The organism is Halobacillus faecis (genome assembly GCF_007991335.1).
Lineage (GTDB): Bacteria > Bacillota > Bacilli > Bacillales > Halobacillaceae > Halobacillus > Halobacillus faecis.
The window spans coordinates 115,943-139,494 of sequence record NZ_BJYD01000017.1 but is presented as its reverse complement, the minus strand read 5'-3'; the positions used below and the strand labels follow the sequence as shown (position 1 = coordinate 139,494).

The window sequence follows — 23,552 nt, the reverse complement described above, 5'->3', positions numbered from 1 at the left end:
ACAAAGAAAATTCTATATAAGATATCATTGGGTAGCTTCCATACGAATGGAGCTTATCTAAAGAATCTCTTTTTTATAATAGATTACTCCAGTAAACGGAAGGTGTAGTTTTCATATTTCTTCTAAGGGAAAAGGATGTAGTGTACAATAGGTGCTACTGACATTTCGTGTGTATGATACAGACTGAAAAATGTAAAACGTGAACAAGGAGAGGGAGGCCATTTTCTAGCCCTCTTACTTAAAAATTGTCCATCATTCAAGGAGGAATAGCCCCGTGATCATTGCGATCATCTTTTTGCTGTTTGTGTCGCTTTTCTTCTCAGGAAGTGAAACGGCTCTTACGGCAGCTAACAAAATGAAGCTACAATCGAGAGCAAAGAAAGACGATAAAAAAGCAGGTAAATTACTAGATTTACTCTCACACCCCAGTGAATTCATCACTACTATTTTAATTGGAAATAACATCGCGAATATCCTGCTGCCTACGTTAGTGACTACATTAGCCATTCAATATGGATTCAGTGTGGGGCTGGCTTCTGCCATTCTGACGGTTACCATAATTATTTTTTCAGAGGTTATTCCAAAGTCGGTGGCCGCTGCTTTTCCGGATCGCATTGCTCTAACTGTATATCCAGTCATTCGTTTTTTTGTGGTTGTGTTTAAACCCATCACTATTGTTCTGAACCGGCTAACAGGATTTATAACCAATGCTTTATCCAAAGGACAGAAGAATGAATCGTCCATTTCAAAAGAAGAGCTCCGTACCATGGTTGACATTGCCGACTCTGAGGGAACGTTCAATGAAGCAGAATCCCATAGGATCAAAGGTGTGCTTGATTTTTATAATTTGAACGTAAAAGACGTGCTGAAAACACCGCGCGTCGATATGATTGCGATTGATCAGGAAGCAACTTTCGAAGAAGTCCGTGACATGGTCGTTCAACATCCATTCACCCGTTATCCTGTATATGGTGAGGACATGGACGATATCATCGGCGTTTTCCACTCGAAGTATTTAATTTCGTGGGCGATGGAACCGGAGAAGCCGTTCATGGAATACACGTACAAAGATCCTTTGGTCGTCTATGAGTTCCATAAGATTGAATGGGTGTTTAGGAAAATGACCAAAGAGAAAAAACATATGGCCATTGTTCTAGATGAGTATGGCGGAACCGAGGGTGTTCTAACCCATGAAGATGTCATTGAAGCGATGATTGGTTTGGAAATTGAAGATGAAATGGATGTAGAGAGGGATGCCATCATTGAAAAAATATCAGAAACAGAGTTGATTTGCGATGGAAAAATCACCTTACGTCGTCTGAATTCTATTTTTGATACAGAAATTCCGGAAGAAGAAGATGTCCTTGCGGGTTACCTGATCAAGGAATTCAATGATTTCCCTAATGAAGGGGATGTATTGGAACAAGATCATCTAACATTTAAAGTGTTGGAAATTGAAGGACGTATGGTGCGAAAAGTACAGATCGTTAAATGATTATGAAACTGAAAATAAGAAAGACCCGGTCACAATCGCATGGGACCGGGTCTTCTTTCATGTTTATTTTCTTATAGGTGCATCGAGTTCGTGGTCTTTCACTTCGGCTTGTGGTAGCAAGATTTTTTCAAAATCGAAGGCATTCAGTTCAACATTGTCTCTCACTTTGTTCGGTAAATCAGGATTGGCAAGTGCTCCAGTACCTATGGAAACAAGATCGGCTTGTCCTGAATCGAGAAGGCTCTCCGCGCGCTCTTTCTCCTGAAGTTGACCGTTGGCGATAACTGTGATGCCGCCATAAGTCTTAGCTGCACCGGCAAGCGTCTTGGATCCTTCACCGAAGGAAGGGGCTGTCGCATCACCATCTGTGACGTGAATGTAATCCAATCCCGTCTTCCCTAGTGCACCGAAGATCTGCTCGGCTTCTTTTTCACCACCGGCCCATTTGTGGGTTTGATCGGCGACTTTACCTTGAGAGATACGAATTCCGATGATGAAGTCTTCTCCAACTTCTGCGAGAATTTCATCCACGACTTCCAATACAAAACGCAGGCGGTTTTCAACCGATCCCCCATACTCATCCTCACGCTTATTCAAGTAATCGGTCAAAAATTGATCCAGAAGATAGCCGTTCGCTCCGTGAATTTCCACTCCATCAAAACCAGCTTCCTTCGCACGGCGCGCAGCTGCCACAAAATCTTCTTTCACCTCTAAGAAGTCCTGATCATCCATCGCACGTGGCGTCTGGAATGCGCCTGAACCTCCATAAAAGCCCAATTGTTCCCCTTTTGGAGCAATAGCAGAAGGAGCGATCGTTTCATCGGTGTATGCATTCCCCTGGCTTTGGCCCCCGGCATGCATGAGCTGGGCGATGATGATGCTTCCTTCATCGTGCACAGTATTCACGACCGGTTTCCAAGCATCTGCCTGAATATCCGTCGCAATCCCTGGTTGATTGTTGTACCCCTGGCTGAAGGTCGTATCTGGATAAATCCCTTCCGTAATGATAGCGCTGAATCCACCTTTGGCAAAACGCTGATAATACTTTTTCATACGATCATTGGCGCGGCCGTCCGCTTCAGCACTAATACGAGTCATCGGTGCTACGACATAACGGTTGTCCAACTTTTTGCTGTCTAATTTATAGGAATCAAATAACATGGAACATCCACCTTTCTTCAAATCATTGTAATAAAGATTACTTTATTTTTGTCTCAGTTTCAAAATAAATGCTCAGTTCCACCACATTGACATTCTCCAGCGGCAATTATGATAAACATCCACCTACTTGGCTATCGCATAAATTTGCACTCGCGTTACAAGCTAAGAGGAAAAGATTCTATAAGGGAGGAGGGGGACCTGTGTCGCAGATCGAGAGCAATGAACGGATGCTTACTGATAATTTGGATCAGAATGTCGAGCTTATTCAACAAGCTTTTTTTCACACAGAAGATTTAGTGGTGGAAGCCGTTGTCTTTGGGCATAAGAGTGGGAAGATCCTTTACATGGATTCACTAGCTGCCAAGGATAAGGTGATGGACTATATCATCCGCCCTCTCAAATTAACCAAAGGAAAAAATGCTCTTGAAGCCCTTCAGGTTTCAGAGGACAAGCAGACGGCTACCGTTCACACACTCGTTTCTGAACTTCTGAGTGGAAGCTGCGCCCTATTAATTGAGGGAGAAGAAAAAGCGATTATAGCTTCTGTACCTGTGGAGGAAAAACGGGCGATCAAAGAGCCCGATTCGGAGCATATTATTAGTGGTCCGCATGATGGGTTCGGTGAGTCCCTAGGTACAAATATGATGCTTTTAAGGAAGAGGATCAAAGCTCCCTCTTTTAAGATGAAAAAGTATGTATTTGGCCATTTAACAGATACCAACGTTGCTCTTATGTACATTGATGAGGTGATTGATCAGAAAGTTCTTCATCATATTGAAGAAAAATTAAACAGCGTCAATCTCCAAGAATTGCAGACGTCCACAGGCCTTCTAGAAGTGATTCAAGATAATAATCATTCTCCGTTTCCACAGGCTTTAAGCACGGAACGGCCGGATCGTGCTGCGTCTTATTTGCTGGAGGGCAAAGCGGTATTGATTATAGACGGTACCCCGGAAGTACTCGTTTTACCGACGACTTTTTTTGCTTTCTATCAATCGGTTGATGATTACTCCATGCATTGGATTGTTGGATCTTTCTTCCGGATCATTCGTTTGATCTCCTTCTTAATTGCTGTGACGCTTCCAGCTATGTATATCGCCATTGTCAGTTTTCATCCGGAAATTTTACCTCTTGGACTTCTTTACAGTATCCGGACATCTATTGAATACGTGCCTTTTCCACCTATATTGGAAGCATTACTGATGCAGGTCATCTTGGAGATATTAAAAGAGGCAGCTATTCGGCTTCCGTCTCCCATTGCGCAAACGATCGGAATTGTCGGAGGTCTGGTTATCGGCACAGCGGTGGTGGAGGCAGGACTTGTATCCAATACAATGATCGTTATTATCGGTCTGACAGCCATTGCCTCATTTGCTGCTCCTTTTAACCAGATGGCTGTCATTTCCCGGTTGCTGGGCTTCGTGTCGATGATTGCAGCATTTTTATTCGGTTTATTCGGCATCGCAATTATCTTAATGGCTATCCTGATTCACTTGTGCAAGTTGGAATCGTTCGGTGAACCTTATTTAGCACCATTAGCTCCATTACGAACGAATGAAATGGGAGATTTTATTCTACGTAATTCTAATAAGAACGAGGATTATTCACGCTAGGAGAGAGGGAAATGAATAATAGCCGATTGCTCACAAAACTTCAGATCTATTTAATGATCATTCAAGCCCAGTTAGGAATAGGTCTTCTTTCGTTGCCCAATTTGTTGCAGATGGAAGTAGAACAAAATGCCTGGATGCCTGTCCTAGTTGCGGGCATGCTTGTCCAACTTACAATGGTCGTCTATTGGTTGTTACTCAAGAGATTTCCAGGCTCATCCTATCAGGAAATTCCGTTATTAATTACTGGTCCTTATATTGGAAGAGCGATAAATATAGTCAACTATATCGGTTTTTTAATCATCGGTACGTATTCCATGATTCTTCTTGTTAATTTAGTGAACAACTGGCTTCTCCCTTATACACCCGTATGGTCCATCGCTTTATTGATTATTGCCCTCAGCATGTATTTAGTTGTGCAGGATTATCCGGTCGTTGCTCGTTATTTAGTTGTTTTATCTGTGGTGCTCGTACCGGTCTTTATCCTTCTGGTGCTTATTCTGTTTCAAACCCCTCTTGAAGTACGTCATTTGATGCCGGTGGGGGGATCAGGTTTTTTAGAGGTTATCAAGAGTGCCGAAGCGGACTTGTTTGCGGTATTAGGGTTTGAGCTAATGTTATTTATAGGTCCGTATGTACATATGAAACATTCGAAGCTATTACGTACGGTTTCACTCTCTAACGCAACCATTACTCTGCTATATTTTGTTGTCATTATTCTTTGTGTGATGGTTTTCAGTCCTGATGTCCTTAAGCAGGTGAGAGAGCCTGTCCTTTATTTAATGCGTTCTCTTTCATTTAATACCGTTGACCGTATCGATCTATTGTTTGTATTTATTTGGCTCAGTCCGATGACGGCATCGGTAATTATTTATTTACTCATCTGCAGTAAAAGTATCGGAAAAGAGGGGAAGCCATTACGATCGATCGTCCTCATAAGTGGGGGCATCATGTATATATTAGTCGTTTCAGCTTCATACAGTGAGGAAGCTTTTCGACTTTATGATCTAATACTGAAGTACACCATTTATATTGTTGCATTCTTTCTTCCGTTCTTGCTAACTCTCTTATCTTATCTATTTAAAAAGAAAAAGGTGAATGCATGAGAAAAGGTATGATTCTCTTTTTGTCTTTATTTTTGCTTACAGGGTGTTGGGATCAGGAAAACTTGAAGGATCGCCGACTCATCAATGGCATCAGTTATGATCTTTCAGCAGAAGATCCAAACCTTATCAGGGGAGGCATACGTGCGTTGAATATTAAGTCCCAAGGCGGAGGAAGAATTGAAGTGAAAGACGAGTTACTGACCGCAGAGGCTGCCACAACAGGAGAGCTTGGGCATGAGGTCAAAAATCATCTACCTGGACGTCTGGATGTTACGAAGACATTCATAATTTTTATAGGTGAGGAGCTTGCAAAAAAAGGGATTTATCCGTTACTGGAGACTTTCTACCGTGGTAATCTTGGATATCTGCCATCCAAAATAGTTGTAGTAAAAGGGGAAGCAATAGAAATCTTAAGTATTGAAGATGACGAGAGTCCTGTTGCTTTTCGTGTATTGAACGGTATTCGTTCAGCCGAAAGTAACACAATCATCCCTGAAATGAATTTGTTTACGATATGGAATAAAATGAACAACGAAAAAATCGATCCCATTTTCCCTCTAATGGAAAAGAAGGGCGAAAAGCCAAACATCAAAGGTTTAGCTCTTTTTGATCAAGATCAATATACAGGGAAGGACCTTGACGCCAGGCAGGCTACTCTTTTACTGCTTATGCGAGATGATCTAGGCTTTCGGGCAGATGTTTTTATACCTTATAAGAATAATCCCGAAAAACCATACCGATTGTCCATTATGGACCTAAAGAGGGATCTGGATACCAAGGTTTCAAAGGACGGGTCTATCAAAAGCCATCTTAATTTGAAGATTAGAACAGAGCTTAACGAAAACCCACTCGGAGAGTCAGACCTCAAAGGTATGGAGGTGCAAGCAGAAGAAGAGATAACAAGAAGAATAGAGGAAGTCATAACCATCCTTCAGGAAGTCCATAGTGATCCTTTAGGAATCGGCTTGGATATTGCTGCGAAGTATCCGGAGGAATGGAGACAAATGGATTGGGAAGATGAATATAAGGAGGTTCAGTTCAAGGTGGATGTAGAGGTGGAAATTGAGAAGACAGGAGGATTGTTATAAATATAATAGGCCCTCTCTAAAATGAGGGGCCATTATATAAATCAGGCAAACTGCTTCAAAGCCCTGTACATCTCTTCACCTTCGTCATTCAACACATGACCATTGCCATGGCAACGCCCACATTCCGTGCTGTAACTCGTTTCTTCCACCGCCATTTTCCATGCCGTCTTTTCACTCGCATGATTCACGCGGCTGTAGTGATCCATGATCATATTCGCCTTACTGTCATCATATTCCTTATAAGTTCCGGTTCCGTGGCAAAGAGGGCATACGTTGTAAAGATGACTCACCGTTTTTGTATTCAAAAAGAACACATCCTTTTGATTTGATATAGTTAAATTATGATTGATTTTATGGAATATTCAGACTAATTGCAATAGGTTTTGGACAAATAAAAAAGAAAAAAAGTCATTCGTTCACAGATTTGTGAAAAATGCCTACTGCAAGTCTAGTGAAAGGATGAATTTCTGTAAGCGAAGGGTCATCCGATTTGAGGATGACCTTTCGCGCCAAAGAGCAGCCGGTTCGCGCCAAAGAGCAGCCGGTTCGCGCCAAAGAGCAGCCGGTTCGCGCCAAAGAGCCGGATAAACGCACAAAAAAGCCACCGGGAGATTCCCGGTGGCGACTGCCTCACATTCTATTATTTACCGATGAACATTTGAGTCCAGTAGTTTCCGTCTTCTGCATGACCTACACCAATATGGGTGAAGTTAGGGTTCATGATGTTTTCACGGTGGCCTTGACTGTTCATCCAGCCTTGGACAACTTCTTCTGGAGTGGTTTGTCCCATGGCAATGTTCTCACCAGCTGTACGGTAGTCGATGCCATAAGACTTCATCATGTCAAATGGAGAACCGTAATTTGGGCTGTTGTGAGAGAAATAGTTGTTTTGCTGCATATCAAGAGACTTGTCTTTAGCGACGGCACTTAGTTCAGTGTCTAGTTTCAGTGGAGCGAGTCCTTGTTTTTCACGCTCTTGGTTGGTCAACTCAACGACTTGTTTTTCGAATGCAGATACTTCAGATGCTGCTTCTTCTTGTGTGTTTTCTTCTTTTTGTACTTCTTCTTCAGCAGGCTGCTCTGGTGCAGGGGCTGGTTCAGCTTCCTGTTTTGGAGCAGGTGCTTCTTGTTTCGGTTCTTCTTTTACAGGAGTTTCTGCTTTTGGCTCTTCTTGTTTCGGTTGTTCTGGTGGTACTTGTTGATATTTTTGTGCAAATTGATTAAAGAAAGATTGGAAATCTACTTGTTGAAGTTTGTTGTTCTTGAGAGCTTCTTCATTGTCAGTGATCCAGTTGTTCAGTTGGCTGGAATCTATTTGAATCGTTTTTGTTTCTACTTGTACGTTTTGCTGTACTTCACCTGTCGATGCAAGGGAAGTGGCTGGTGTTGCTAGTAAGGATAGAGCGAGCGCTCCTGATACCATCAATGATTTTTTCATCATGTTGAAAATTCCTCCTTGAAACCTTTGTTTTTTTGGAACGACTCCATCGTACCACTGAACTTTTGTAACATAGGAGGATGATATTTCCATAAGATCATAAGAGAAGATTGTTAGATTCGAAGGGTCCATTAATCTCAGGGATTCTCAAAGTTCTTAAAAAGCGTATTTTTGGAATGAAAATCCTTCAAATAGATATTTTACTAGTTTATCTGGGTTGACAGACTTTTAAGAAAGGTCTGTTTTTTACGAGTATGACAGCAGTTTTACAAAGATTAGGATGGGATTAAAGGCTTCATGAGAGGATAGACTCCTTTTACAGCACACCTGTCAAAACTCCTTCAGGGCATGGCTTGTTATAGAATATCACCAATCATTTACTATACCACTTAACATTAGTAACAAGTCCACGTGAGATATATAATATAAAATATTCTACAAAAGTCTTATTTTTACCACAGAACGTCCATTGTGATATAGTGAAGAAAAGAGGGAGGCGGATGTTAATGAACCCAATGACCATTCATGTCAAGCAGCCGAAGAAAGATTTAGCGCTTGTTCCATCCCGTATTGTTTTTTATGAGCAGATGCAGCTGGTTGAAACGTTTGATGATCAATCCCAATGCCATATGCTTTTCTTTTATAAGCAAAAATATCTGACGGCTGTCCGGACGACACGGTTAAAGCTCCATTCCTATATAGCTCGTGCACTTAAAGAAGGTACGGCTTATGAATCCCCACATCCATTTTTACAAGCTTTGATTGAAATGAACACCCCTCTACACAAAGTCAGCTATCCTCAGCTGAAAAAGAAAATCGCAGGTCCATATTCCAGACAAGAACAGGCGAAAGTCCTCACCTTTTTTGAATCATTCATTCCCAAGAAACAATTATTCCAGGATATGAAATCTCTCTTTTATCAATATCGTCGTGAAGGAAACATGTCCGGAGCCTATCGGGTGATTCGGGTGATGCGTGACTTTGCACCGAACAACAAGTTCGTGAAAGAAATGGCCAATGACCTCTCCTACCGAGAGCTTACCAACCTATACTTAGAACAATCACACACACTTATGGAACGCGACCCGTTGTTTAAGGAAACCTATGCAACTTTCGAAGACCACCAACGTCTTTTGGAACAAGAGCATCGTTGGGTTGAAGCGTCATCTCATCTGTTAACTCATTTCTATAACCAACCGACCCTGGAAAACTACCAATTGTATCGTGCCTACCTGTCCAGGCACTTCGATTGCGATAGCCGAACCCTCTTACTTGAGCAAATGTCTCAAACGATTCCATCCTTCCCATCCGTAACGGAAGATCTTTTCCAACATTATTTAGTAAAAGAGAATACAGATGCAGCGGCGCGTCTTTACACAGAACGGGAGCTCATGCTGGATGAAGAACAATTCAAGCAGATGACGACCTTACTTGAAAAAAATCGTTTCCATGAGGATCCCGTAAACTTCATGCCTTTTATGAGACGAATTACAGCTCAGCACCCGGAAGAAACCAGGGAGTTATTGGATGCCTTCCTTATAAGATTGCTCGAAACGATGGAGATTGAACAAGTCCATGATTCTCTAAAGTCCTTCCCGAAGAAGAGCTCGCTCATGAGGAAAGTAGAGCGGATGAACGAAATCAGGGAAGACCTGGATTGTATGCAGGAGCTTGGAGAACTGTACTATGGATTTCATCAGCTTGAGAAATCCATCGAATGCTTTCAAATGGAAATGGAGCTGAAACCGAGTACACCCGAGCCGCTCAGGTGGCTTTCGAAAGTGTATGCAGATAAACAAATGATGGATGAATCGAAGGCTTATCAGCAATTGTGTGTTGATGTCCAAAAGTGGGCATAAAGGCAATTGACGGCTGCGCATAAATCCTATATAAAAGACGAGAGAGTTATATTGGGGAGAAAGTGGGGAGAAGAGAATCAAGTTACGCCATTTCATTGAACATAGAAGTTTTTCACGTTTTATATTAGCGGTTATCTTGATCAATGCTGTTGTTATCGGAATTTCTACGGATGATAGCATTTATCAAAACTATCACTCGTTATTCATATTTTTGGACATTTTGGTTTTATCGATCTTTACGATTGAAATCATTTTAAAGCTTGTCGTTTATCGCAGCCACTTCTTTAAAGATGGTTGGAACATTTTCGACTTTGTCATCGTATTTGGAAGTCTCGTGCTTTATAACACTCACTTCGTCGGCGTGTTACGAATTTTACGGGTGCTGCGAGTAATGAGGACCATTTCAGTTGTCCCTTCTCTAAGGAGGCTGACAAGCGCTTTGTTCCTTGCCATTCCTGCTATTGGGTCCGTCATGATCCTGATGGGCATCATCTTTTATGTGTATGCGATAATTGGGGTCACCTTCTTTGGAGACATCGCTCCTGAATACTTTGGGAATGTCGGTCTCAGTACGTTGACATTATTCCAGGTATTTACATTGGAGAGCTGGGCAAGCGGCGTCTTCCGTCCGATTTTTGCTGAGATCACATGGTCATGGGTCTATTTTGTTTCCTTTATTGTTGTTTCTGCTTTCATTATATTGAATCTGATTATTGGTGAAATCGTCAACAATGCCCAACAGCTTTCCGAACATGCGGAGGAAGAAAGTAAGGATATGGCGAAGATTATGAATGATCTTGATGAGCTGAAGCAGATGATGCGGGAGCAAGATCGTAAGAATAATAAAACAGGTTAACCCAAAAGGATCGCTGTCCAGCCATTGGACAGCGATCCTTTCTCATTCCCTGACCTTTTCTATAGCCTTTACACGCATACAAGCGTTTCTAACCAACTGAGCTTAGAAACTTACGCAATCCTGCCATCTGTGTAGAGGGAAGGGAGATGCCTTAGTTGAAAAATAGAAGAGCGATGGAGATTGGGATGAAGCTCCAAAATAAAATGATGACACAGAAGCCCATAATGTCTTTCACCTTCAACCCGGCAATCGCAAGAAGCGGCAAGGCCCAGAATGGCTGGATCATGTTCGTCCACGCATCGCCCCAGGCCACAGCCATCGCTGTTTTGGCGGTGCTTACTCCAAGGTCCATCGCAGCTGGAATCATAATCGGAGCCTGAACCGCCCACTGTCCGCCTCCGGAAGGGACGAAAAAGTTAACAATTCCGGCACTGATGAAAGCGAGCACGGGAAACGTGAATTCTGTTGAAATGCTCACAAACCAGTTCGACATTTGCTCAGATAGACCAGATGCGACCATCATGCCCATGATGCCTGCATAAAAAGGGAATTGAATGATGATTCCGCCAGCATTTTTCACTCCATCGTTTACGCTGTTCAAAAATCTTCTTGGTGTCTGGTGAAAAAGGATTCCGAGGAATAAGAAAATAAAGTTCACAATATTTATATTGAGGTCAAACCCATTTCTAACAAAGTGATAGACGATGAACGCGAGTCCAAGCGCACCAATGAAGTAAGAGATGATCCTGCTGTTTTCCATACGTTCTGCCGGAGTTAGTTCGGCAGTAGTGGCGGCCATTTGCTGCTCGGCCTTATCTTCGTTTTCTAAGAAGTCGAGATTGTTTTTACTCAGGTCACCACTGGATTTGAGCAGCCACAAGTTAAGCAGAGGAAGAGAGAGAAGTAAAGTCACGATGATGAAAATATTCATGCTGCTGAATAAGGTGTCCGTAATAGCGATGGAGCCAATCGAATCGGCTAGAAAATGGTCTTCTGTCGCAATAGTCAACGGAATGGATCCTGAAAACCCTCCGTGCCAAAGAATAAATCCACTATAGGCACTGGCCATCAGTAAACGATAATCCACATTCGGGACACGTCTCGCCACATGGACGGCAAGTAGTGCTCCAGCTACAAGCCCAAAACCGTAGTTGATCACACAAGCAATTCCAGCTACGAAAGTGACTAACACAATGGCCTGTCCTGGAGTTTTGGCGAGCGTACTTATTTTAGATAAAGCGGCTTTAACCAAAGGAGTATTGGCAAGTATGTATCCCGTGACAACTATCAAAGACATTTGCATGGCAAAGGCGAGAAGATTCCAAAAGCCGTCTCCCCAAAATTGCACCATTTGTCCTGGTGAACTGCCTGTAAAGAAAATCCCTAATCCAAAAACGACAAGTGTCAAAATGATGGCGAACAAAAACGCATCGGGTAAGAAACGCTGCACCATCCGATCGAAAAAGTTTGTGATTCCTCGAAGCATCCTAAACTACCTCCTAATTATGTAATCGCTTTCAACTACAACATTAAGTGTCCAACAGTGCACAGGAAATTTCAAGACCCAAGTGTAATTTTTTCCTTGTCAAAAGTTAGAAATAGTCATACACTACATTACAACACTAATGCACCCATTTAGAGAGTAGGTGATCCATTGATTCTTGATACCGACGGCTTGAAACCGATCTATATTCAAATTGCCGAATGGCTGGAAAGCGAAATTTTGCGTGGGAACTTTCAGGCGGATGAAAAAGTTTATTCGCAATATAAACTGGCTGATTTATATAACATCAACCCAGCCACAGCTGCCAAAGGTCTGACAAAGCTTGCAGAAGAAGGGATTCTCTACGACAAACGAGGACTAGGGAAGTTTGTCTCGACCAACGCTAAACAAATCATTAAGGATAAACGAAAAAATCAGACACTGAGAAATTTAGTTGAAGACCTCGTCATGGAAGCCGGAAGACTTGAGCTTTCAAAGGATGAAACCATTAAGCTGGTCAGAGATGCTTGGAAGGGAGATCAAGAATGAAAGCAATTAAATGTAAGGATTTGAATAAGCGTTATTATCGGAAAAATGCGCTGCACGACCTTTCTTTTTCCATTGAAGAAAATAAAATTGTCGGTGTAATCGGCAGAAATGGAGCAGGGAAAACGACGCTCCTGAAGATCATCGCTGGTTTATTGAAGGAGAAGTCAGGAATTGTCGAGGTTTATGGGAGGAGACCGTTCAACAATTTGTTCGTGTCGGCCAATACGATCTTTATTGACGATGCTATGAACTTTCCGACTGCGCTCACCTTAAAAGAAATTCTTGAAGAGGGCAAGCGGTTTTACCACCATTGGGACCCTGATTTAGCACTAAGTTTGTTCAATTATTTCGGATTTGATTCAAGGCAGCATCACAATGAGTTGTCCAAGGGGAAAGAGAGTACGTTCAACATGATTGTCGGCCTTGCTTCAAGGTCCCCACTTACGATTTTTGATGAACCAACGACAGGGATGGATGCAGCCGTCCGAAAAGATTTTTACCGTGCCCTGCTGAAGGATTACTTAGCGCATCCGAGAACCATTCTATTATCGACGCATCATCTAGAAGAGATGGAAGATCTGTTTGAAGAAGTGCTTGTGATTCATGAAGGAGCTTTGAGGCTGCAAATGTCGATGGATGACTTGAAGGAATATGGATTGGGTCTCACTGGAAAGAAAGATATGGTTGATTCTTTTCTAAAAGAAAAAGAGATTCTATGGAAAAAAGAGCAGGCATTTGATACGTGCTATGCCGTGGTGAAAAACGATTTTACGGATCATGAATACCGGCGCATGCAGGAGGCGGGGATTCAAATCTCACCTGTTAAAGCGAATGATTTATGTATCTATCTAACTGAACCTCAACATGGAAAGGGGAGTGTAGATGATGTCTTTGATCGAAGTACAGACGTCTGAAATCGTCAAAAAGCAGATCGGCTATAAATGGAAGTCTTATACAGGCGTATTCACTTCGCTTGTGGTCATCCAGCTTCTCGGTCTCTTGTTTTCATTGAATGGTTCCGGTTCAATGGGCAGCGGTAGAACAGGATACGATGTGAACATTACCTATTATACCGCAGACATCGTGGTGGGTTTCACGATTTTCTGGGGATTTCTTACCGCTTTTCTATTAACGACGAAAGCGTATCGGGAAGATGATTTTGCATTTGTTACAAATAGGAAGACGAGTACACTTTCGACCATTGCTTTTCTGTTTGTCCTATGTGTCATTGGGGCGCTGACTGCTTTGCTGTCCAGTTTTGCTTTGAAACTGTTTGCCTATTTTATATTGCCTGGAGATGAAATGCTTCTTACTCAGGGAGTAGGGAATGGGAGTGCATGGTTCCTTGGTATGCTCGCGACCATTCTCATCCTATTTTTGTTCAGCAGCTTAGGCTATCTGGCTGGGATGATTGTTCAGTTGAACAAAATGCTCGTCATTATTCTGCCGGTCGTTGTCATCGGTCTAATGATCTTGTTATATAGAGGCGGATTCCCAGTTCAGGTATATTTCTTTGAATTCTTTTTTGAGGAAAGCAATGCGTGGCTTTTCACACTGAAGACTCTCGCTGCGACGACTATTTTCTACGCACTCGCTGTACTCGTTTCCAACCGTCTGGAGGTGAAGCAATGATTATAGTGACTTTCTTGCCGATCCTGATCCTGCTTACGGTTTTTATTGCTTTAAGCCTTCTCATTAAGAAAAGTTCACACTTCGGTTTTGCGAAAGGGAAGATGGGACTCTGGATGCTTATCGGTTATTCTGCCCTGTTAGTTGGCTCAATGGTTATTTTTCTCGTCCTTCCTATTGACAGCACGGAATTGAGAGGACAAGAGAATGATAGAGATGCGGAGCAGAAGTCTCAGCAATTCTATGAAGCCGTTCATGAAGGCAAGGTGGATGACATGGAAGAGTGGCGCATCCATGAATGGTCGTTTCCTTTTAACGAAGAACAAATCGTTCTTCAAGTATTAGAAAATGATGTGAACGGGGTCAACATTTTCGTCGAACATACAGACGAACTTACGGAGACCGTGGAAGCCTCTTATTATCAGACACCACTGACAGTCAACGGGTACGAAGTGGAAGAGAAGTATATGCCGGCCGTGGTCCTGGATACGACAACCCTTTCAATCTATCCAGGAGAAACATTGAACTTGAAATATAAAATGTTCGGCACTGAATTTCCATTCCGCTTGTTCGGTGAAGAAAATGGATATGCGTGGGGACGGACAACCGTATCCCATTGGAACGGGTCCGCTCTTTATATCCGTGTCCCTGAAGGACTGAACGTAGCGGCTGATCAGAATGGTTATACAGAAGTGAATCCATCGTAAAAAAGAGAATGGAAGGTTACCTTCCATTCTCTTTTTATGAGTTATTTCTTTTTCTTGCCGCACCCACAGCCGCCTGCTTTTTTACGAGTTGGTTTTCTTGGTGTTTGGGTAGTGTCTGTCTCGCTTTGTTGATGTGTTCTTTGTCTTAGAGCTTCTCGATGTTTTTTATCCCTCATATTCCTTCTCCTTTCTTATCTATATCATAAGCAGTCCTACCTTAAATGGAGACGGCTCAATCGTTAAGGGGAGAAAGTGATAAATGAAAAACTTCCAACATAAAATGGAGCAATCGGTTTTCTGTTAGAAGGGGGCGGAGCGAGTGAAAAAGGATCCTATCCAGTTACAGCAGAAGTTGATTTATTATAGGGCTGAGTTGGACAAATACAAAAAAAGGGTGAAGGATTATCAAGATAATTATCATTACTCCCAACTGGAGAAATTAAAAGTAGAGAACGAAGAATTACAAGAGACAATAGAGCAATGGAATCATGAAGAATCTGTTTTAAATGAAGAGTTAATGCGGAGAATTCAAGGGTTTGAGGAACGAGTAAATCGTTATGAGGAACAAGAGGAAAAATTCAAGACTGAACTAAAGGATTGGCAAAATCGAGCAATCGGGTGGAGCCACAAGGAAAAAGAATTATCTGGTCAAGTTCAGGACCTGGAGGGCGGACTGGCAGAGACAAGAAGAAGGATCTTCCAATCTCAAAAAGATCTTTCCATGTTACAAAGAAGCTATGCGGAAATTCAGCAAAAACTACAAATAGTAACAGATGCTAAAACGGAAGCGGAAGAAGAAGTGAAGAAACTAAAAGAAGATCTAGCCGATACCAAGAAAAACTTTTCTCTCGAAATTGATAAACTAGAGAGTGAGTGTGCACAGTTAAACGAACGTCTTGAGCAGAAAAAACAAATGATCTTACAAGCACAGAAAGATTTTTCTTTTCTGCAAAATAACTTTAATAATGAGCTGCAGATGAAAAAGAGAGCTCAACAGGAATGCATAACAATAAGAAAACAATTGGATGAATCCAATCAAAGACATTCAAAGGCAGCGGAAATTTGGAAAGAGAATAAGGGAGAGTTAGAAAAAAAGAATGAAGAACTTACTCAGCGTTCACAAACCTTCATGGAAGAATTAGAAGGTGTGAAAGAATCCCTCGCTAAAGCGAGAGACGATTATTCACAATTAGAAAACACCTATCGGAAAGAAAAAGAACAGCTTGAAAAGGAAAGGCTGAAAGAGAAACAATACGCCGATCAAGAAGTGAGTAAATGGAAAGAAGAGTGTCAGACCGTCAAGGGAGAAGTGAAGAGGTTACAAAAATCTCTTTTTACTAATGAAGCAGATACAAAACGAATGCGTACACAAATAAGTAAGCTTAATAATGAATCAGAAAAGCAGAGAAAAGAGAACGAAGCATTGAAAAAAGAATTGGATGCTTTCCAAACTCCTCCTTATTTAGAACAGATCGGAGAAGGGGAGTTTTTTTCTCAGATGGAGGAACACATGAGGTACATCTTTGGAGAAGAAGTTCCACCTGCAGGAAATCAAGAAGGAAAGGTCGCTTTCATGAAAGTATTAGAAAAGAAGTTGGAAGAATTGGCGACGAATCTTGAGGAAACCAATAAAGAGAATGAGTGAAAAAGACGCCTAGATGGCGTTTTTTTTGCTTTTATAGACGTATAAAAGGAACAATTTCACACAATTGGGCGTTCGCACATAAATTAGCGGTAGAGGTGGTGAGAATGAAAGATGGCTTAAGGGAATCTATGACAGACCCTTTACAAATGGAAAAACAAGAATGGAAAAAGCGCCAGATGCAGCATCGTCTGAAGCAGATATTGACCATATCATCGCCGATTTTCATTGTATTGCTTTGGGAGTTTTTATCAAGAACGGGACTGATTGATGCCCGTTTCTTCCCGCCACCGACAGAGATTGTAGGAACGTTCTGGGCGATGGGGATGAGCGGAGAGCTGTTTCATCATGTCGGCATTTCTTTGTTTCGTATTTTCGCGGGATTTTTGCTGGGGGTCATACCGGCTATAGTGATTGGTCTCCTAATGGGGCTTTACGGACCGGTCCGACATTTCCTGTCGCCACTCATCATGGCCTTGATGCCGATTCCAACCCTTGCTCTCCTGCCCATCATCATCATTTTATTTGGTGTCGGTGAAGTATCCAAAGTGGTGACGATTGCGGGAAGTGTGTTTTTTCCTGTCGTCATTAATACGGTAGCGGGTGTTGTGAACATTGACCGCATTTATTTGGATGTTGCAAAAAACTATGGCGCGGATTCGAAGCAGTTCTTTTTCAAAATCGCTTTGCCTGGTTCGCTGCCGGTCATGCTCGAAGGTATTCAAATGGGGCAGGCGATTGCACTGTTGACGATTGTCGCGGCAGAAATGATGGGAGCCAACTCAGGGATTGGGTATTTGATCTGGACATCGTATAAAGCCTTTTTGTTAAAAGAAATGTTTGTCGGACTCGTACTCATTTCGTTCTTCGGCTATTTGTTTTCCATCATTCTACGGGGGCTGCAGGCCAAACTGCTGCCATGGCGCTAACTGATGAAAGGAGCGACAAGGGATGGAGGCTAAAATATCGATTAAGGATTTAACGAAGGTTTTTTATAAAAAAGAGAGCCGCGTGACGGCGTTAGAAGGGATTTCGCTCGATATTGCAGACGGGGAATTCGTTTGTCTCGTCGGACCGAGCGGCTGTGGAAAAACGACTTTATTAAGGATTCTGGCTGAGTTAGAAAAGCCAAGTGGTGGGACCTTTACGATTGCGAAAAGTAATAAAGAGCGCCCGCTGCAGTCGATGGTTTTTCAAGAACGCGGGGTCATCCCGTGGTTGACCGTTGAAGGCAATGTCAGTTTCGGCTTAAAGATGAGGCATCTGCCTGCAGATGTAATCAAAGAACGGACCGCTTACTATTTGAATAAAGTGGGGCTTGAAAAATTCGCTAAACTCTATCCAAAAGAGCTGTCCGGCGGGATGAAACAGCGCGTCAGTATTGCCAGAGCGTTTGCAAACGATCCAGAAATTCTCCTCATGGATGAACCATTTGCTGCACTCGATGAGCAGAACAAATTCATTTTGCAGGAAGAATTATTGAATATTTGGTCGGAGACGAAGAAAACGGTCTTATTTATTACCCATAGCATAGATGAAGCGCTCCTACTTAGCGACCGGATCCTGTTGATGAGTTCCCAGCCCGGCACCATCATTGATGAAAAACGGATTGACCTGCCACGTCCGAGAAATATGGAGCAGGTACGGGCAGATCCTTTGATGGCAGAACATTTTGTCGAGATTTGGAATCATCTTCAGGATGAAGTGCAGCGATCGCGTAAATAGTGAAAGAAAGGGGATTGGAATCCCATGGTGAAAAAAGTATGTCATCTGTTTTCTTTTTTGTTCATCATCTTTGTGTTGTTCGGCTGTGCCTCCGGTGATTCTGGGGAGGATACAGGGAGTGGTGAAATGATTGACGGCGATTTTGCTCCATTAGATAAAAAAGCGACGGTGGTCATTGCCGAGGACGGTGCTGCATCTGGAGCTGGCTTTTATATCGCTGAAGAAAAAGGATATTTTGATGATTACAATATCGATATCAAGTTTACAACGTTCGCCAATAGTGACGACATGCTTCCGGCGTTGGCTGCGGGTGAGGTGGATATTGCCGGGGGCGTTTCTACAGCTTCCTTCTTCAATGCCATCGCTCAGGGCATTGATGTGAAAATCATCGCTGATAAAGGGCACTATTTTGATGGCAGCTCGTACTTCAGCTTTGTGGTTCGTGAAGATCTGCAGGATGAAATCAAAGAGTATAGTGATTTGAAAGGGAAGCGGATTGCCGTTTCATCGAGAAATGCCGTTGATGATTATATTTTTCAGCGTATGCTTGAACATGCCGGGCTGACGGAAGACGATGTCGAATTTGTCCTCATGTCTGATTTTGGTAACATGCTTGCCGCAATGGGCAACAAATCGATTGATGCTGCTTTGCAAATCGAGCCTCTGATCACTCAGGGAGAAGCGCAGGATCTGCACGTCCGCTTCGGTGACGCCACAGATTTCGCTCCGGATGCACAAATTGCGATGGTCCTCGGGTCTCCTGATTTTATTGAAAAGGACACCGATGTTTCCGTCCGATTTATGGCTGCTTATTTGAAAGGGGTACGTGATTACAATGATGCGTTCCTTTATGATGAGGGACTGGATGAAGTCATTGAAATCATGACAAAGCATACGGCCTTGAAAGACGCTGATGTTTGGAAGAAAGTTGGTGTAACAGGACTCGATCCGAACGGGGAAATGTTCATCGACGATATTAAGAAACAGTTCGAGATGTATGACGCAAACGGTGCGATCAGCGGGGACATTGACTTTAGTGACGCCATCGACACCTCACTTTCAGAAGAAGCGATGGAAGTGATTGGGCGCTACGATCGATGACATTTTTTCTGAAAAAACTCTTGTCAGCGAATGGTTTTTATTGTAAAGTAACCATTAACTCAATTGAATAATTCTTATCAAGAGAAGCTGAGGAACTGGTCCTGCGAAGCTTCAGCAACCACCAACATCGGTTGGCCGGTGCTAATTCCAGCAAGTGATGATCACTTGAAAGATGAGAAGGAATGTGCGGATACGTTTCAAGAGCCTTCTTATGTGAGAAGGCTCTTTTTGTTTGCCGTCTTTTTTAGACCAGTGTTTTTCTCGCGATAAAACCGACTATTCTGATGAGTTATATATATAAAGGAGGTCAAATCATGACAAAACCATTAAGCAACGCTTTCGCACTCATCCCATTTGCGATCTTTATTTTACTTTTCATTGGTTCGGGCATCATCACAGGGGATTTTTATCAAATGCCCGTATTGGTCGCTCTGTTCGTAGCGATCCTCGTTGCGTTAGCCATGAACCGTAAAGCAGATTTCCAGACGAAAATATCCCACTTGACGAGAGGGGGAGGGCACCCCAATATCATCTTAATGGTTATTATTTTCTTACTTGCAGGAGCTTTCGCTGCTGTAGCATCCGGAATGGGCGCAGTTGAATCTACCGTCAATCTTGGTTTAACGTACCTGCCTGGCGGTTGGATGGTCGTCGGTTTGTTTGTGATCGGCTGTTTCATTTCCATTTCCATGGGGACATCGACAGGTACAGTGGTTGCCCTTGCGCCAATTGGAGTAGGTGTAGCCGAGCAAACAGACATCGGTCTTGCCTTGGTCATGGGGGCGATTGTCAGTGGTGCGATGTTCGGGGACAACCTTTCTGTCATTTCGGATACGACCATTGCAGCTGTTCGTACACAGGGGACAGAAATGAAAGAAAAGTTCAAAGCGAATTTCTTCATCGTTTTACCGGCAGCCATGATCACGGCCGTTATTTTTGGGGTGATGACGGCGGATGCATCGGCAAGCCTGAATGAGAATTACACGTACAACATTCTAGAAATTTTACCTTACTTAGGTGTACTCGGGTTTGCCATTGCTGGAGTAAACGTCATTTACGTTTTGATCGGAGGCATTGTTTTTGCTGGTGGAGTCGGCCTTTTGCTTGGTAAATTTTCCGGGATGGAATTCATAACTCTCGTAGGTGATGGATTTACGAATATGCAGACGCTTGCCATGATTGCGATCTTGCTGGGTGGTCTTGTGGAATTGATCCGGGCAAATGGAGGCATCGAATTTTTGCTGCAAGCCGTGAGCAGGAAAGTGAATTCCAATCGTGGTGGGGAGCTTGGCATTGCTGGGATTGTGACAGCTATCAACTTTTCTACGGCGAACAATACCATCTCCATCATTACAGCAGGACCACTGGCCAAACAAATTTCTGATGAATATGGGATTGGAGGACGTCGTTCAGCGAGTATCCTCGATATCTTTGCCAGTTCCGTGCAGGGGATCATTCCTTATGGAGGCCAAATCCTCGCGGTAGCGGGTGTGGCAAGTATTTCTCCTGTTGCCATCGTTCCGTTTTGTATTTATCCCTTACTCACAGCTGTAGCGGGTCTTTTAGCGATCGCATTTAGATATCCGAAGTTCACAGTTGAAAAAAGAAAAGAAGTGTTTAAGAACGCGTCTTAAGAGGAGAAGGCACCTGATTCAGGTGCCTTTTTATATGTACTTTTTTTACAGTTAAATTAAAAAAAGCTGACACATTATTTTAAAATGAGTCAATTGGAATAGTAGGAAAGCTTTGGAAAATGGAGGTAAATAGAATGATTAGGGCCTTAAGTGGTATAGACGACTATATCTATTTCCGTTACGCTTTTATTACAAAATGTAAACGTTTACAACATTATCTCTCCTGTACCGACTTTTTTGAGGGTGTTTTTTTCGAAAATGGTTTTGCAAAAGGGTCTTTTTGGATAGGAAGGCACCTTTTACAAATAGATAAATCAAGGAGGAATGGCGAATGAGAATGGCAGGCAAATGGATGTTGATCTTTACACTGACCATTGGCATGATGCTGCCATCGTGGTTGATGGGTACAAAGGTGGAAGCTGCTGAAGAGGACGGATTATCGGATGTCATCATTTTTGAGAACGTACCGCAAGCAGATGAGACGGTGGACGGGGACGAGTTGACTCTTTCCGCACTGAACGTGTATGAAGACGGACACTTCACAAAGGTGAATGACGGACTCGTTTGGAAATCGAGGAATTCAAACGTTGCCACTGTCTCGGACGATGGAACGGTTACTTTTACAGGAAAACCGGGACGAACATGGGTGACGGTATCGAATGGCCATTTTGAAGACCGGATCGCTCTGGACTACAAGCCCGATCCTTCAAAGAATAAGAAAGGGAAGCCGGATTTCAAACCGACCATTAAAAAACAGGAGGGTGACCGTTACGACCTCGTTCAACATGCACTTGCCAACATGACGATGGAGGAAAAAGTCGGTCAGATGCTGATGCCTGATTTCAGGAAATGGGAAGGGAAAAACGTGACGGACATGCTTCCTGAAATTGAAGAGATGGTACAGAAATATCATTTGGGCGGTGTCATTTTATTCCGTGAGAACGTTGTGACAACAGAACAAACGGCCAAGCTTGTGTCTGATTATCAAGCCGCTTCTGAAAAGTATGGTTTGCTTATGACGATTGACCAGGAAGGCGGAATCGTGACACGTCTACAATCAGGGACGGACATGCCTGGAAATATGGCCTTAGGTGCCACCCGATCGGAAGAAATCGCTGAAGATGTAGGGGCAGTGATTGGAGCTGAACTTGAATCCCTTGGTATCAACATGAACTTTGCCCCTGTTATGGATGTAAACAACAATCCAGACAACCCTGTCATTGGCGTTCGTTCTTTCGGGGAAGATCCGGAGCTCGTTGGAAAAATGGGTGTGGCGTACACGAAAGGGCTGCAGCAGCACGGGGTGGCTGCAACGGCGAAACACTTCCCAGGTCATGGGGATACGGCAACAGATTCCCACCTCGGTCTTCCTGAGGTTCCTTACGACCTTGAGCGTCTGAAGGAAGTTGAACTGTATCCGTTCCAACAGGCGATGGATGCAGGCATTGATGCGATCATGACTGCCCATATCACGTTCCCGAAAATTGATGATACCAAAGTGATTTCCCAGAAGGACGGTTCTGAAATCGCGCTTCCAGCCACCCTTTCTGAAAAGGTTTTGACTGGATTGATGCGTGAGGAGATGAATTATGAAGGAGTCGTCGTCACAGACGCTTTGAACATGAAAGCCATCGCCGATCATTTTGGACCGGTGGATGCCGTTATTCGTGCCATCAATGCAGGCACAGACATTGCGCTTATGCCTGTAGGGCTCGAGGAAGTAGCTTCAGGTGTTTATGAGGCTGTAGAGTCTGGGGAAATTCCAATGGCTACGATTGAAGATTCTGTTGAACGGATCCTTACATTGAAGTTGAACCGAGGCATCATTAAAGAAGAAACACCTCAACCGCTCGATGAGAAAATCGCAGAAGCGGAAGAAGTCGTCGGATCAGAGGCACATAAAGCTGTGGAGAAAGAAGCGGCTGAACGTTCCATTACGCTAGTGAAAAATGATGGGGCACTTCCATTGGACGCGTCAGGTGATGAACAGGTAGTGGTGATTGGAAACACATTTATTGGCGACCTTGCAGACGCTGTTTCTGCTCACCATTCCCATACGACCTTGATCAGAACAGATGAAAGCAAATTGACGGCGGAGCAAAAACAAACAGTGGCGGAAGCAGACAAAGTCATCTTTGGAACGTACACGTACAATGTGTCCACGCGTTCGTCAGACCATTCTCAAATGCAGTTGATCCATGAGGTAATGGCGAACACAGATGCAGAAGTGATTGGTGTAGGAATTAGAAACCCTTATGACATTATGGCCTATCCAGGAGTGGACGCTTATATTGCACAGTACGGCTTCAGGGATGCAAGTTTTAAAGCGACGGCGGCTACCATTTTTGGTACAAACAATCCAACCGGCCAACTGCCTGTGACCATTCCAGGAGCTGACGGTGGCGTATTGTTTGAATATGGTACGGGTCTCAGTTACTAATCGTTTTTTTAGGAAGAGGGGCTTCACGT

Annotated in this window: 20 protein-coding genes and 1 riboswitch; of the genes, 16 read left to right on the top strand and 4 right to left on the bottom strand. The window is 43.1% G+C overall.

Translation table 11 applies throughout. From position 1 onward, the window contains the following. Positions 1-274: 274 nt before the first annotated feature. Positions 275-1,495, top strand: coding sequence for a hemolysin family protein (locus HFA01_RS09430; RefSeq protein WP_146815559.1), 1,221 nt, complete (start codon positions 275-277; stop codon positions 1,493-1,495). 63 nt (positions 1,496-1,558) lie between these two features. Here HFA01_RS09430 and HFA01_RS09425 read toward each other — a convergent pair whose 3' ends face one another. Further along, positions 1,559-2,656 carry an oxidoreductase gene (locus tag HFA01_RS09425; RefSeq protein WP_146815557.1) on the bottom strand — a complete coding sequence of 366 codons (1,098 nt, stop codon included), beginning with the start codon at positions 2,654-2,656 and terminating at the stop codon, positions 1,559-1,561. A 200-nt stretch (positions 2,657-2,856) separates the two neighbouring features. Between HFA01_RS09425 and HFA01_RS09420 the strand changes: the two genes are divergently transcribed. The 3 genes from HFA01_RS09420 to HFA01_RS09410 are packed head-to-tail and all read left to right on the top strand — an operon-like array spanning position 2,857 to position 6,460. Then, complete coding sequence (locus HFA01_RS09420; RefSeq protein ID WP_167506216.1) at positions 2,857-4,269, top strand: spore germination protein; 1,413 nt, start codon at positions 2,857-2,859, stop codon at positions 4,267-4,269. An 11-nt stretch (positions 4,270-4,280) separates the two neighbouring features. After that, positions 4,281-5,372 (top strand): GerAB/ArcD/ProY family transporter, encoded by a 1,092-nt coding sequence (locus HFA01_RS09415; RefSeq protein ID WP_146815553.1) that lies wholly within the window; start codon positions 4,281-4,283, stop codon positions 5,370-5,372. Further along, positions 5,369-6,460, top strand: a complete 1,092-nt coding sequence (locus HFA01_RS09410) for a Ger(x)C family spore germination protein (RefSeq protein ID WP_146815551.1) — start codon at positions 5,369-5,371, stop codon at positions 6,458-6,460. Before HFA01_RS09415 ends, HFA01_RS09410 begins: the two co-directional genes overlap by 4 nt. Positions 6,461-6,501: 41 nt before the next feature. Here the strand turns inward: HFA01_RS09410 and HFA01_RS09405 are convergent, their stop codons facing one another. Together HFA01_RS09405 and HFA01_RS09400 are read right to left on the bottom strand one after the other, a co-directional pair. Then, positions 6,502-6,774, bottom strand: coding sequence for a hypothetical protein (locus tag HFA01_RS09405; protein ID WP_244157096.1), 273 nt, complete (start codon positions 6,772-6,774; stop codon positions 6,502-6,504). Positions 6,775-7,100: 326 nt separating this feature from the next. After that, the gene (locus tag HFA01_RS09400) at positions 7,101-7,898 is read right to left on the bottom strand and encodes a CAP domain-containing protein (protein WP_146815858.1); all 798 of its coding nucleotides are present in this window, start codon (positions 7,896-7,898) and stop codon (positions 7,101-7,103) included. A 506-nt stretch (positions 7,899-8,404) separates the two neighbouring features. On the opposite strand from HFA01_RS09400, the gene HFA01_RS09395 reads away from it, so the two are divergent. Together HFA01_RS09395 and HFA01_RS09390 are read left to right on the top strand one after the other, a co-directional pair. Then, a complete protein-coding gene (locus HFA01_RS09395) occupies positions 8,405-9,757 on the top strand; it encodes a hypothetical protein (RefSeq protein WP_146815549.1) in 1,353 nt (450 codons plus the stop codon). Positions 9,758-9,833: 76 nt separating this feature from the next. Further along, positions 9,834-10,613 carry an ion transporter gene (locus HFA01_RS09390; protein WP_146815547.1) on the top strand — a complete coding sequence of 260 codons (780 nt, stop codon included), beginning with the start codon at positions 9,834-9,836 and terminating at the stop codon, positions 10,611-10,613. A 151-nt stretch (positions 10,614-10,764) separates the two neighbouring features. Here the strand turns inward: HFA01_RS09390 and HFA01_RS09385 are convergent, their stop codons facing one another. Next, a complete protein-coding gene (locus tag HFA01_RS09385; RefSeq protein WP_146815545.1) occupies positions 10,765-12,099 on the bottom strand; it encodes a short-chain fatty acid transporter in 1,335 nt (444 codons plus the stop codon). Between the two features lie 168 nt (positions 12,100-12,267). Between HFA01_RS09385 and HFA01_RS09380 the strand changes: the two genes are divergently transcribed. The 10 genes from HFA01_RS09380 (at position 12,268) to HFA01_RS09335 (ending at position 23,523) form a co-directional block, all read left to right on the top strand. Beyond that, on the top strand, positions 12,268-12,645 hold the full coding sequence (locus HFA01_RS09380; protein ID WP_146815543.1) for a GntR family transcriptional regulator: 378 nt from the start codon (positions 12,268-12,270) through the stop codon (positions 12,643-12,645). Further along, positions 12,642-13,559 carry an ATP-binding cassette domain-containing protein gene (locus tag HFA01_RS09375; protein WP_146815541.1) on the top strand — a complete coding sequence of 306 codons (918 nt, stop codon included), beginning with the start codon at positions 12,642-12,644 and terminating at the stop codon, positions 13,557-13,559. The genes HFA01_RS09380 and HFA01_RS09375 overlap by 4 nt, the downstream gene beginning before the upstream one ends. Next, the gene (locus HFA01_RS09370; RefSeq protein WP_146815539.1) at positions 13,528-14,277 is read left to right on the top strand and encodes a hypothetical protein; all 750 of its coding nucleotides are present in this window, start codon (positions 13,528-13,530) and stop codon (positions 14,275-14,277) included. The genes HFA01_RS09375 and HFA01_RS09370 overlap by 32 nt, the downstream gene beginning before the upstream one ends. Beyond that, positions 14,274-14,981 carry a hypothetical protein gene (locus HFA01_RS09365; RefSeq protein WP_146815537.1) on the top strand — a complete coding sequence of 236 codons (708 nt, stop codon included), beginning with the start codon at positions 14,274-14,276 and terminating at the stop codon, positions 14,979-14,981. The genes HFA01_RS09370 and HFA01_RS09365 overlap by 4 nt, the downstream gene beginning before the upstream one ends. A 319-nt stretch (positions 14,982-15,300) precedes the next feature. Continuing rightward, positions 15,301-16,626, top strand: a complete 1,326-nt coding sequence (locus HFA01_RS09360) for a coiled-coil domain-containing protein (RefSeq protein ID WP_146815535.1) — start codon at positions 15,301-15,303, stop codon at positions 16,624-16,626. Between the two features lie 104 nt (positions 16,627-16,730). Then, on the top strand, positions 16,731-17,552 hold the full coding sequence (locus HFA01_RS09355; RefSeq protein WP_146815533.1) for an ABC transporter permease: 822 nt from the start codon (positions 16,731-16,733) through the stop codon (positions 17,550-17,552). A 22-nt stretch (positions 17,553-17,574) separates the two neighbouring features. Then, on the top strand, positions 17,575-18,348 hold the full coding sequence (locus HFA01_RS09350) for an ABC transporter ATP-binding protein (protein ID WP_146815531.1): 774 nt from the start codon (positions 17,575-17,577) through the stop codon (positions 18,346-18,348). Between the two features lie 24 nt (positions 18,349-18,372). Then, the gene (locus tag HFA01_RS09345; RefSeq protein ID WP_146815529.1) at positions 18,373-19,449 is read left to right on the top strand and encodes an ABC transporter substrate-binding protein; all 1,077 of its coding nucleotides are present in this window, start codon (positions 18,373-18,375) and stop codon (positions 19,447-19,449) included. A 71-nt stretch (positions 19,450-19,520) separates the two neighbouring features. After that, positions 19,521-19,628, top strand: a riboswitch (SAM riboswitch). A 135-nt stretch (positions 19,629-19,763) separates the two neighbouring features. Beyond that, positions 19,764-21,083, top strand: a complete 1,320-nt coding sequence (locus HFA01_RS09340; protein WP_146815527.1) for a Na+/H+ antiporter NhaC family protein — start codon at positions 19,764-19,766, stop codon at positions 21,081-21,083. A gap of 331 nt (positions 21,084-21,414) precedes the next feature. Next, positions 21,415-23,523 (top strand): glycoside hydrolase family 3 protein, encoded by a 2,109-nt coding sequence (locus tag HFA01_RS09335; RefSeq protein WP_371860325.1) that lies wholly within the window; start codon positions 21,415-21,417, stop codon positions 23,521-23,523. Positions 23,524-23,552 lie beyond the last annotated feature (29 nt).

Bases quoted from the DNA above. Each gene is read 5' to 3' on its own strand.
- HFA01_RS09425 (WP_146815557.1), bottom strand. From the start codon at position 2,656: ATGTTATTTGATTCCTATAAATTAGACAGCAAAAAGTTGGACAACCGT.
- HFA01_RS09415 (WP_146815553.1), top strand. From the start codon at position 4,281: ATGAATAATAGCCGATTGCTCACAAAACTTCAGATCTATTTAATGATC.
- HFA01_RS09410 (WP_146815551.1), top strand. From the start codon at position 5,369: ATGAGAAAAGGTATGATTCTCTTTTTGTCTTTATTTTTGCTTACAGGG.
- HFA01_RS09400 (WP_146815858.1), bottom strand. From the start codon at position 7,898: ATGAAAAAATCATTGATGGTATCAGGAGCGCTCGCTCTATCCTTACTA.
- HFA01_RS09395 (WP_146815549.1), top strand. From the start codon at position 8,405: ATGAACCCAATGACCATTCATGTCAAGCAGCCGAAGAAAGATTTAGCG.
- HFA01_RS09385 (WP_146815545.1), bottom strand. From the start codon at position 12,099: ATGCTTCGAGGAATCACAAACTTTTTCGATCGGATGGTGCAGCGTTTC.
- HFA01_RS09375 (WP_146815541.1), top strand. From the start codon at position 12,642: ATGAAAGCAATTAAATGTAAGGATTTGAATAAGCGTTATTATCGGAAA.
- HFA01_RS09370 (WP_146815539.1), top strand. From the start codon at position 13,528: ATGATGTCTTTGATCGAAGTACAGACGTCTGAAATCGTCAAAAAGCAG.
- HFA01_RS09365 (WP_146815537.1), top strand. From the start codon at position 14,274: ATGATTATAGTGACTTTCTTGCCGATCCTGATCCTGCTTACGGTTTTT.
- HFA01_RS09355 (WP_146815533.1), top strand. From the start codon at position 16,731: ATGAAAGATGGCTTAAGGGAATCTATGACAGACCCTTTACAAATGGAA.
- HFA01_RS09350 (WP_146815531.1), top strand. From the start codon at position 17,575: ATGGAGGCTAAAATATCGATTAAGGATTTAACGAAGGTTTTTTATAAA.
- HFA01_RS09345 (WP_146815529.1), top strand. From the start codon at position 18,373: ATGGTGAAAAAAGTATGTCATCTGTTTTCTTTTTTGTTCATCATCTTT.
- HFA01_RS09340 (WP_146815527.1), top strand. From the start codon at position 19,764: ATGACAAAACCATTAAGCAACGCTTTCGCACTCATCCCATTTGCGATC.
- HFA01_RS09335 (WP_371860325.1), top strand. From the start codon at position 21,415: ATGAGAATGGCAGGCAAATGGATGTTGATCTTTACACTGACCATTGGC.